Annotated in this window: 9 protein-coding genes; 1 reads left to right on the top strand and 8 read right to left on the bottom strand. The window is 60.7% G+C overall.

Going from position 1 to position 10638, the window contains the following annotated elements; all coding sequences use genetic code 11:
* Positions 1-197: 197 nt before the first annotated feature.
* The 8 genes from K0H47_RS02320 to K0H47_RS02285 all read right to left on the bottom strand — a co-directional run bounded on the left by K0H47_RS02320 (position 198) and on the right by K0H47_RS02285 (position 9783).
* Positions 198-527 (bottom strand): GlpM family protein, encoded by a 330-nt coding sequence (locus tag K0H47_RS02320; protein WP_167410176.1) that lies wholly within the window; start codon positions 525-527, stop codon positions 198-200.
* 18 nt (positions 528-545) lie between these two features.
* Positions 546-1886, bottom strand: coding sequence for a sigma-54 dependent transcriptional regulator (locus K0H47_RS02315; protein ID WP_063027410.1), 1341 nt, complete (start codon positions 1884-1886; stop codon positions 546-548).
* Entirely contained in the window at positions 1883-3784 is a 1902-nt protein-coding gene (locus tag K0H47_RS02310) for a sensor histidine kinase (RefSeq protein ID WP_063027412.1), read from the bottom strand. Before K0H47_RS02310 ends, K0H47_RS02315 begins: the two co-directional genes overlap by 4 nt.
* Positions 3785-3851: 67 nt before the next feature.
* A complete protein-coding gene (locus K0H47_RS02305) occupies positions 3852-4586 on the bottom strand; it encodes an amino acid ABC transporter ATP-binding protein (RefSeq protein WP_003208734.1) in 735 nt (244 codons plus the stop codon).
* Entirely contained in the window at positions 4583-5254 is a 672-nt protein-coding gene (locus K0H47_RS02300; protein ID WP_043048812.1) for an ABC transporter permease subunit, read from the bottom strand. Before K0H47_RS02300 ends, K0H47_RS02305 begins: the two co-directional genes overlap by 4 nt.
* Positions 5254-6000, bottom strand: a complete 747-nt coding sequence (locus tag K0H47_RS02295) for an amino acid ABC transporter permease (protein WP_017480112.1) — start codon at positions 5998-6000, stop codon at positions 5254-5256. Before K0H47_RS02295 ends, K0H47_RS02300 begins: the two co-directional genes overlap by 1 nt.
* 194 nt (positions 6001-6194) lie before the next feature.
* Positions 6195-7121, bottom strand: coding sequence for a glutamate/aspartate ABC transporter substrate-binding protein (locus tag K0H47_RS02290; RefSeq protein WP_063027416.1), 927 nt, complete (start codon positions 7119-7121; stop codon positions 6195-6197).
* A 337-nt stretch (positions 7122-7458) separates the two neighbouring features.
* Entirely contained in the window at positions 7459-9783 is a 2325-nt protein-coding gene (locus K0H47_RS02285) for a TonB-dependent siderophore receptor (protein ID WP_219271845.1), read from the bottom strand.
* A gap of 125 nt (positions 9784-9908) precedes the next feature.
* On the opposite strand from K0H47_RS02285, the gene K0H47_RS02280 reads away from it, so the two are divergent.
* Positions 9909-10631, top strand: coding sequence for a tetratricopeptide repeat protein (locus tag K0H47_RS02280; RefSeq protein ID WP_093205493.1), 723 nt, complete (start codon positions 9909-9911; stop codon positions 10629-10631).
* Positions 10632-10638 lie beyond the last annotated feature (7 nt).

Raw genomic sequence — 10638 nt, 5'->3', positions numbered from 1 at the left:
TGACGGCGGCCCACGGTCCAAAGCCGGAGTGAGGGCACACCGAGCCTAGGCGAGGTGCCGAGTGGTGGGGTAAGAGCGTTTTGCTTACTTTTGCGCTCTTCAAAAGTGAGCCGCTGTAAGAGCGGAACCAATAGCGGCCGTTACCTAAATAACGGATATACACACCCACCCAGCTCCACATCTTTGATAGGTGTATGTCAGGCGTGTACCCGGACCCACACGCTGACCAACACCGTAGCCGCCATCAACCACGCCACCGCCGCCACCGCCAGCGAAGCCTCCAGGCGCATCCGGTCAACCATCACATACAACGTCGCCAGGTACACAAAGTACGGAATAATCGACCACATCCCGAACACGATGGTGGTCTTCAAATCCTCCACCGACCGACCCTTGCCAACAATGTAATGCGCAATCAACGCGAACGTCGGAAACAGCGGCACCAACCCGGCGATGTAGTAGTTCTTGGTCTTGGCCAACGCCGCCAGAATCAACACCACCCCCGCGCCCAACGCTGCCTTCAGCAATAAATCCACAATGCGCTCCTAGTGGCTCAGCCCGTATTTCTTGACCTTGTCGAACAACGTGGTCTTGGCCATCCCCAGCTCCTGGCTGGCTTGGGTCAGGTTGCCGCCGCTGCGCTGCAACGCGTCATTGAGCAGGTTGCGCTCGAACGCCTCCACCGCTTCGGTAAAGGCCAAACCGTGGTTGCCGCTGCTGGCACCGCTCTTTTTAAACGCCGGCAAACCCAGGGCAAACCGCTCGGCCACGTTGCGCAGTTCCCGCACGTTGCCCGGCCAGTCGTGGCTCATGAGGTTGGACAGGGTCTGATTATCGAGGTCCGGCGCGGTGCGGTCGAAACGCAGGGACGACTGCTGCAGGAAGTGTTCGAACAATTGCAGGATGTCTTCCCGGCGCTCGCGCAGGGGCGGCAGTTCCAGGGTTACCACGTTGAGGCGGTAGTACAGGTCGCTGCGGAATTGGTTGGCGCGGCTCAGGTCGTCGAGGTCGGACTTAGTGGCGGCGATCACCCGGCAATCCACCGCCACGCTCTGGTTCGAGCCCAGGCGTTCCAGGGTGCGTTCCTGCAATACCCGCAGCAGTTTGATCTGCAGGTTCATCGGCATGCTTTCCACTTCGTCGAGGAACAGCGTGCCTTCGTGGGCGTGTTCGATCTTGCCGATGCGGCGCTTGCCGGCGCCGGTAAACGCGTTGGCTTCATGGCCGAAGATTTCGCTTTCGAACAGGTTCTCCGGCAGGCCACCGCAGTTCAAGGCAACGAACTGATGGGAATGACGCCGGCTGAAATCATGCAGGCAACGGGCGACCAGTTCCTTGCCGGTGCCGGTCTCGCCTTCGATCAGCACGTTGGCCGAGGTGTCGGCGACGTTGGCGATCAACTCCCGCAAGTTTTGCATGGCCGGGGAGCGGCCGATGATTCGGCCTTCCAGGGAGTCGCGCTCGGCCAGTTGCCGGCGCAGCGACCAGACTTCCCGGGCCAGCCCGCGTTGCTCCAGGGCGCGACGGGCAACGTCCACCAGACGCTCGGGCGAGAAGGGTTTTTCCATGAAGTCATAGGCGCCGTTGCGCATCGCGCCCACGGCCATGGAGATGTCGCCGTGGCCAGTGATCAGCACCACCGGCAGGCTTTTATCCAAGGCTTTGAGGCGAGTCAGCAGCTCCAGGCCGTCAATGCCCGGCAGGCGAATATCGCTGATGACGATGCCGGCGAAGTTTTCGCCAACACGGGTCAGGGCTTCTTCGGCACTGGCCACGCCCACGCTGGGAATGTCTTCCAGGGCCAGGGCTTGCTGGCAGCCGAGCAGTACATGAGGGTCGTCTTCGACGATCAGGACGGTCAGGTCGGTATTTTTTTCTGTGTTCATTTCGACTCGACTTGTTGAGGGCTCGCCAGCGGCAAACTCAGGACAAAGGCAGTACCACCGCTGGCCGGATGCTCGACGGCAAGGTTGCCGCCGGTGGCGGCCGCGAGGCTGGCCGACAGCGTCAGCCCCAGGCCCAGGCCCTGTTCGCCGGGTTTGGTGGTAAAGAACGGTTCGAACAAATGCTTGCGGGCTTCGGGATCAATACCGTGGCCGTTATCGCGCACCTGCAGGCGGTATTTGCCGTCGACGATGTCGCCTTCCAGCCACAGCTCGGGAGCCGGTTGCGCCTGCATGGCGTCCAGGGCGTTGCCGATCAGGTTGACCAGGATCTGCTCCAGACGCGTCTGGTCGATCTGCAATTGCGCACTGGTGAAGTGGCGGTGCACCGTCAGTGGCAAGGTTTCCAGGCGACTGCCGAGGATCTGGAACGTAGCGTCCACCGCCTTGCCCAGGTTGGCTTCGCCCTGGTCATCACCGCGCCGGGCAAAGGAGCGCAGGCTGGCGGTGATGCGGCCCATGCGGTCGATCAGTTCGTTGATGGTCTTGAGGTTGGCACTGGCGGTGTCCAGCGCCCCTCGCTCAAGGAAACGCACGGTGTTACCCGACAGGGTGCGCAAGGCGGCCAGTGGCTGGTTCAATTCATGGGCGATGCTGGTGGACATCTGGCCGATGGCCGCGAGTTTGCCGGCCTGCACCAGTTCGTCCTGGGCGCGGCGCAAGGTTTCCTCGGCCTGGCGCCGCTCGCGAATCTGGCTCTTGAGCCGCTCGTTGCTGGCCCGCAGGTCGGTGGTGCGTTCGGCAATCCGTCGTTCCAGCTGGTTATTGGCTTCCTGCAGGGCTTCCCGGGCGGCGAGGCGGGTGGCGATCACCTTGCGCCGCTCGTTCCAGGCAATCAGCAGGAATGCCACCAGCGCAAAGGCCACTGCCACCAGGATTCCCTGGTTGATGGCGGCCCGGCGCAGGTCGTTCAGCGGGGTGAGCAGGGTGAAATTCCAGGGGGTGTCGTTCAGCGGGCGGGTCTGTGCCAGGTAGCTGACCTCATGCTCGTCGGCCACCACTTCGCTGTTGGCCGGGAAGGTTAACTTCTCGGTGCCTTCATTGAGACGCTCGCGGGCCAGTGGTTCCAGCTCGTTGAGCGTCGCCCAGTAATATTGCAGGCTGTGGGCGAGGCGGTCCTTGGTGTCATCGCTCAGTGGTCGCACGGACTTGAGGCGACGGGCCGGATCGCTGGAGAGAATGATGATGCCGTTCTCGTCACTGACGAAGGCCTCCAGGCGCGCCCGCTGCCAGCGCTCTTCGAGCGCTTCCAGGCGTACCTTGACCACGGCAACGCCGATGATCTTGCCGTGTTCTTCCAGGCCATGGGCCAGGTAATAGCCGGGTTCGCCGTTGGTGCTGCCGATACCGTAGAACCGGCCGGGTTGGCCGCGCACGGCATTCTGGAAATAGGCACGGAAGGACAGGTCTTCACCCTGGTAACTGTCGGCGTCGCGCCAGTTACTGGTCGCCAGCACGCGGCCGGTGGTATCCATCACGTAAATCGCCCGGCTGCGACTGCGCCGGTTCAGGCCTTCGAGGTAGTCGTTGACGGTTTTGCGGGTTTCTTGATTCGGATCCGCCAACAGCTTGGAGACGCTGGATTCCAGCTCCAGGAGACTGGGCAGGTAGGTGTATTTGCTGAGTTCGCTCTCGACGGTGCGGGCGTGCAATTCCAGCTGGCGTTCGCCGGTGTCGCTGAGGGTGCGGATCCCATAGAACTCACTGATCCAGAAGCCGACGTAACCCAGTCCGATCATCAGGGCGATAATCAGCGGCGGCAGGAACAACTGGCGAATCAGACGAGGCTTCACGGCAAGTGATGGCGGCGCGGCGCGAAAGAGGTTGGGGTCGCATTTCATCACAGATGCCTTGGGTCAACCAGTTGTGGTGAGTGGGGTTGCCCGACCCACCACAACAGGGCAGTGCTTAGTGCTGCAGGATTTTCTCAAGGAAGTGCTGCGCACGCTCGGAGCGGGCGCTGATGTCGCCGAAGAATTCCTCTTTCGGGCAGTCTTCGATGATCTTGCCGGCGTCCATGAAGATCACCCGGTCGGCTACCTTGCGGGCGAAACCCATTTCGTGGGTCACGCACATCATGGTCATGCCTTCCTGGGCCAGCTGCACCATCACGTCGAGTACTTCGTTGACCATTTCCGGGTCGAGGGCCGAGGTCGGTTCGTCGAACAGCATGACGATCGGGTCCATCGCCAGCGCACGGGCAATCGCCACACGCTGTTGCTGGCCGCCGGAAAGCTGGCCCGGGTGCTTGTGGGCGTGAGCCGACAGGCCGACGCGCTCCAGCAGTTGCAGGCCCTTCTTGGTGGCTTCTTCCTTGCTGCGGCCCAGCACCTTGATCTGCGCGATGGTCAGGTTTTCGGTGATGGTCAGGTGCGGAAACAGCTCGAAGTGCTGGAACACCATGCCGACGCGCGAGCGCAGTTTCGGCAGGTTGGTCTTCGGGTCGGCGATGGAGGTGCCATCAACCACCACATCGCCTTTCTGGAACGGCTCCAGGGCGTTGACGCACTTGATCAGGGTGGATTTGCCCGAGCCGGACGGCCCGCACACCACGATCACTTCGCCTTTTTTAACCTCGGTGCTGCAATCGGTCAGCACCTGGAAGTCGCCATACCACTTGTTGATATTCTTGATAGAGATCATACGGCAAACCTTTTTTGCAGACGCTTGACCAGCAGCGAGGCGGAAAAGCTGATGATGAAGTAGACGACACCGGCGAAGATCAGGAACTCATTGGAGCGGCCGATGATGTCGCCGTTGGAGCGGGCGGAGTTGAGGAAATCCACCAGGCCCACGGTGTAGACCAGCGAGGTGTCCTGGAACAGGATGATCGACTGTTGCAGCAGCAACGGGGTCATCTTGCGGAACGCCTGGGGCAGGATGATCAGGCGCATGGTCTGGCCGTAGGTCATGCCCATGGCCTGCGCGGCGGCCATCTGGCCCTTGGGGATCGACTGCACGCCGGCCCGCACGATCTCGCAGAAGTATGCCGCCTCGAACATCATGAAGGCCACGACGCAGGAGGTGAACGCACCGATCGGGGTGTCTTCGCCGGTGATCCAGCGCAGCACGAACGGTACCGCCAGGTAGAACCAGGTGATCACCAACAGCAGCGGGATCGAGCGGAAGTAGTTCACGTAGGCGCCGGCCAGGCGCGACAGCAGTTTGCTGGACGACAGGCGCATCAGCGCGAGGATCGTGCCCAGGATGATGCCGCCGACGACGCCCATGACCATCAACTGCAAGGTCATGACCATGCCGTTCCACAGGCCCGGGATGGCGGGGATGATGCCACTGAAATCGAATTCCATTATTTACCCCCCACGGAGATCAGGCCGGGCACGGCGACTTTCTTCTCGACCACGCGCATCAGCAGCATCAGGCTCATGTTCAGGGTGAAGTAGATCAGCGTGGCCAGGGTGAAGGCCTCAAACAGGTTGGCCGAGAACTCGGCGGTCTGTTTGGTTTGCGCCAGCAACTCCATCAGGCCGATCAAGGACGCCACGGAGGAGTTCTTGAAGACGTTGAGGAATTCCGAGGTAAGCGGCGGAATGATGATCCGGTAGGCCTGGGGCAGCAGCACGTTCCAGTAGATCTGCGGCAGCTTGAAGCCCATGGCGCGCGCGGCGGATTCCTGGCCACGTGGTAACGCCTGGATGCCGGTGCGCACTTGCTCGCACACACGGGCGGCGGTGAACAGGCCCAGGCACACCACAACGCTCAGGTAGGCCGAGGTGGTCGGGTTGAGGTCTTGTTTGTACCAGTCTTGCAGGTTCTGCGGCAGCATGTCGGGTATCAGGAAATACCAGATGAACAGCTGAACCAGCAGCGGCACGTTACGAAACAGTTCCACGTAGCAGGTCGCGATGCCCGATACGATGCGGTTTGGCACGGTGCGCATGACGCCGAGTACGGAGCCCAGCAGCAAGGCGATAATCCATGCCACGACGGCGATGGCGATGGTCCAGCCCAATCCGGAGATGTACCAGTCGAGATAAGTCTCGCTGCCAACGCCGGTGGACTTGAAGAATACGCCCCAGTCCCAGTTGTAATTCATTAGGGTCTCCCCTCGAGATCGATCGATGTACAAGCACCCGCTTGGGGAAGATCCTTTCCCGCCCGACGGTGAACGCCAGGCACACGCGATCGGCTCGAAAACCGCCAGGTCGAGTGTTCCAAAATTAAAGCCAGCAGGTAGTAACAGACGCCTGAGGGAGGTTGGCTCCCTCAGGACATAAGCTTAGTCAGGTATCAGATTTTTACGTCAGGCGCTGGCTTGTCGCTTGGGTTGGCGATCAGATCCTTCACCTTGTCGCTCATCGGGAAGTTGAGGTTCAGGCCTTTTGGTGGAATCGGGCTCTCGAACCACTTGCTGTAGATCTTGTTGATCTCGCCGGATTTGTACAGGCCGACGATGGCGTCATCCACGGCCTTCTTGAAGGCTGGGTCGTCTTTGCGAACCATGCACGCGTAGGCTTCGAAGGACTGTGGAGTACCGGTGATGACCCAGTCGTCCGGCTTCTTGGCCTTGGCTTCTTCACCGGCCAGCAGGGCGTCGTCCATCATGAAGGCGACGGCGCGGCCGCTTTCCAGCATCTGGAAGGATTCACCGTGGTCCTTGGCGGAGATGACGTTCATGCCCATCTGCTTGTCGGCGTTCATCGCCTTGATGATGCGCTCGGACGTGGTGCCGGCGGTGGTCACGACGTTCTTGCCTTTGAGGTCAGCGAAATCGCTGTAGGACGGCTTGCCATCCTTGTCTTTCTTGACCAGCAGACGGGTGCCGATTTCGAAGATATTGACGGTGAAGTCGACCTGCTGGGCGCGTTCGGCGTTGTTGGTGGTGGAGCCGCACTCGATATCCGCGGTGCCGTTCTGGATCAGCGGGATACGGGTTTGCGAGGTGACCAGGTTGTACTTGGTCTTCAGGTCGGGTTTGTTCAGGTCTTTTTTCAGGGCTTCAACAATAGCCAGCTGAATGTCGTGGGAGTAGCCCACGGGTTTGCCCGAACCATCTGCGATATAGGAAAACGGAATGGAGCTGTCGCGGTGAGCGAGAGTGATCGTGCCGGAGTCGTTGATTTTCTTCAGTGTGCCGGTGAGCTCGGCGGCGAAAACTGGAGTGCTGATCAGAGCAGCAGCGATAGCTGCGCCCAAGATATGGGGAACGATGCGCATCAATACTTCCTCGACATTTGTTTTTTTTATGAGACCGGTTGGTACGGCCACGTTTTTATATAAACAGTTCTGCGAATGCCCATGACGGCTCCTGAGGCGCCTCAGGCAATCGCCTACGAGTGTAGAGCATGAGTCGTGCCAGACCAGTAATAAAAGGTTAAGGGTATGATTTATATGGAGATTAACTTTGTGTGACGGGATTTTTACCCCGCTCTGGTCCGGCAAACCGAATCAGTCGGGGTGCGGTGTTCGGAAAACCGAATGGCAGGCCGAGCCTGTATCGCCCATGAAAAAGCCCCGGGGCGTGTGGCTCCCGGGGCTTTTTGGTGTGGCTCTGTCAGAACGTATAGTCCGCCGAGACAACCGCGGCGCGGCCATCGCCGGGCACCGCCCAACCGTTGTTACGGATGCGGGTCAGATACTCCTTGTCGAACAGGTTGTTGACGTTCAACTGCAGGTTCAGCTGTTTGTTGACCTTGTAGCCGAGCATCGCACGTTGCACCGCATAGCCGGGCGAAGTCGGTGCCCCGGCGGCGCTGACCAGGTACTGCTTGGTTTGCGCCGTGATGCCGTAGCCCACCTGGAAGTCGTAAGGCAGGTCGTACACCGTCCAGAGGCTGGCCGCATGTTTGGGGGTGAAGGTCAGCGGCTCACCTTTCTGCACGTCGAGGCCGGTGGTCGCCAGGGTGTAATCGCTGGCGCTGCGCAGCACGCGGGTGTTCAGGTAGGTGTAGTTGGCGAAGACCTTCCAGCGGTCAGTAAGCTGGCCGCTCAGGCCCAGCGCCACACCATCGGCGCGTGCCTTGCCGTCGAGGGTTTGCGTGCCACTGAGGTTGCTCGGGTCGTTATCGGCGACTTTGTAGTTGGTGCGGTCATTGCGGAAGATTGCGCCGGTCAGCGACAGGGCGTTGTCGAGCAGGTCCCATTTGGTGCCGATCTCATAGCTGACGGCGGTTTCCGGGTCGACGTCGCAGTTGTTGGTGGCGATGCCTGAGCTTTTGGCCGGGGTGTAGCAACCCCCGTTGACGCTGGCTTGGGACGGGGTCTTGCTGTTGCCGTAGGCAATATAGAAGCTGCCGTTTTCCACCGGTTTGTAGACCAGCGCCAGGCGGTAGGAGGTCAGGTCATCGGCCTGGCCGTAGCGAGTACCGGGTGTTTCCACGCCAGTGCTGGAATAGGCATTGGTCACCGAGCTGCCGGCGTTGTGCTCGTAACGCAGGCCGCCGTTGATTTCCCACTGCGGGTTGAGCTTGAGCGTGTCGAAGGCATAGGCGGCGCGATTGTTCAGCACGCCGTCAATGTGGGCGGCCCGGGTGAAGTTGACGGGGCCGGACCATTCGGAGTTCGGGTCGCTGTAGCTGACCGGTGGTGGGACGATGGTGCTGCCGTTGGCGTTGGTCAGCCATTTACCGGTATCCGCCTCGTATTCTTCGCGGCTGATAGCGATACCGGTCACCAGCGTGTGGTCGATGAAACCGGTGCTGAAGTGGCTGGTGACGTCGGTCTGGTTGGTGAACATCTTGTTCTGGGTGTTGCGCTCGTTACCCAGTGAGCCGCCGCTTGGCTGGAAGTAGCCCGGCTGCAGGCCCGCGGCGCAAGGGGCGCCGGTGATCTGGGTGCCGCTGGCCAGACAGCCGGTCAATGCACCTTCGGGGCCTGAGGCGCGCAGGTCCTGGCGTATCCGCTCGACGCGGGTGAAGTTGCGCACGGACACTGCATCGTTGAAGTCGTGTTCGAGCTTCAGGCTGAACGAATCCGAGGTGATTTGTTGGTCATTGATGTTGTGGTAGCCGTAGTAGTCGCTCCAACCCACCCCCGGCATGGGCTTGCCGTTGTAGATGGGGATTCCGTATTGCGGCGTGTTGTTGTCTTTCTGGTGCTCGAAACTGACGGTGACGCGAGTTGGCGTGCCCATGCCAAAGGCGATAGACGGCGCGATGCCCCAGCGTTCGTAATCTTCATAGTCGCGCCCCGGTACATCGTTACCGTGGGCCATCAGGTTCAGGCGGAACGCCGTGGTGTCGTTGAGCGTCTGGTTGGTGTCCAGAGTGGTGCGTTTGTAATTATCGGTGCCAATGCCTGCGCTGATGGTGGTCTTGTCGCGCAATTCTGGCTGCTTGCTCACGAGGTTGATGGTGCCACCGACCGCACCGGAACCGGAGTACACCGAGCTCGCCCCGCTGACGACTTCGACCTGTTCCAGGTTGAACGGGTCGGTGCGGCTGTATTGCGCGCTGTCACGTACGCCGTCCACGTAGATGTCGCCGCTGGCGGAGAAGCCGCGCAGGTTGATGCTGTCGCCATACCCGCTGCCCCCTTCGCCGGCCCCGAACGTGATGCCCGGCACGGTGCTGAGCACGTCGCGCAGGGTCAGCAGGTTCTGGTCATGAATGACTTCCTTGGGCACCACCGTGATGGTCTGCGGCGTGTCGCGCAGGGCCTCGGTGTACTTGGGGGATGAAGGAGCCACAGGGTTGTAGACGCTCTGGCTTGGGGCCTGACCTTCGATGCTGGTCGCGCCGAGCTGAATGACGCCTGTGTTGTCATCTGGTGCGGTCTCCGCCGCATAACTGAATCCTCCTTGCGCAGCCACTGCCAAACCCACTGCCGACGCGAGCAAATGCCGCGATGAAAGGGGGGCAGAACTGATCCCGGTAGTCATTGAGTTATCTCTTGTTGGTGTTAGTGAGATGCGATCGTAATTGATAAGTGATCTCAAATGTAATACTTTGTAACCAAATAAATCATGAAACTTTTTGCGGTCCTTGATCGCTACTCGGGGCAGTAATGCAGATTGCGCAGCCAGGCAGCGAGCCGTCCGACATCGGTGAAAATCCGCGCGCCTATGTGCGGTGGGTGATGCATGCCGCGCAACTGGGTGACGCCGATGCACAGGCGACCCTGGCCCAGCTGCTGCTTGACGGCCGGGGTGTGCAGAAGGATGAGGCGCTGGCTCTGAGCTGGTTTCGCATTGCCGCACGGCAGCGCCACCCCATGGCGATCAACATGATCGGGCGCTGCCTGGAGAATGGCTGGGGGTGCGAAATTGACTGGGTCGATGCCGCGCAGCATTACCGCAAGGCTGCCGATCTGGGGCTGGATTGGGGCTTGTATAACTACGGCCAGTTGCTGACCCGCGGTCGGGGTGTAGAGCAGGACCTTGTCGCGGCGTATGAGCTGTTTCGCCAGGCGGCGGCCAAGGGGCATGCCAAGTCGATGAACCTGGTGGGGCGGTTCCACCATGAAGGCGTCGTGGTGCCCAAGGATATTCAACTGGCGCGGCAGTGGTATCAGCGTTCCGCCGAGGCCGGGGATTTTCGTGGGCAATACAACCACGCCGCGGAGCTGGCGGAAGATGGCGACGAGAAGCAGGCCTGCCTATGGCTGGAGCGGGCACTTGCGACGGCTACACCGGGCTTTCTGCAGGCGGCTTATCCGGTGCTGGTGAGCTCCGCCTTCTCCGGTATTCGTGAAATGGGCCTGCGTTATCAGCGCCATCTCCAGGCATGAAAAAGCC

It is taken from the genome of Pseudomonas sp. Xaverov 83 (genome assembly GCF_019352905.1).
In the GTDB taxonomy this organism is placed as follows: domain Bacteria; phylum Pseudomonadota; class Gammaproteobacteria; order Pseudomonadales; family Pseudomonadaceae; genus Aquipseudomonas; species Aquipseudomonas yamanorum.
This window is presented reverse-complemented; position numbering and strand designations above follow the sequence as displayed.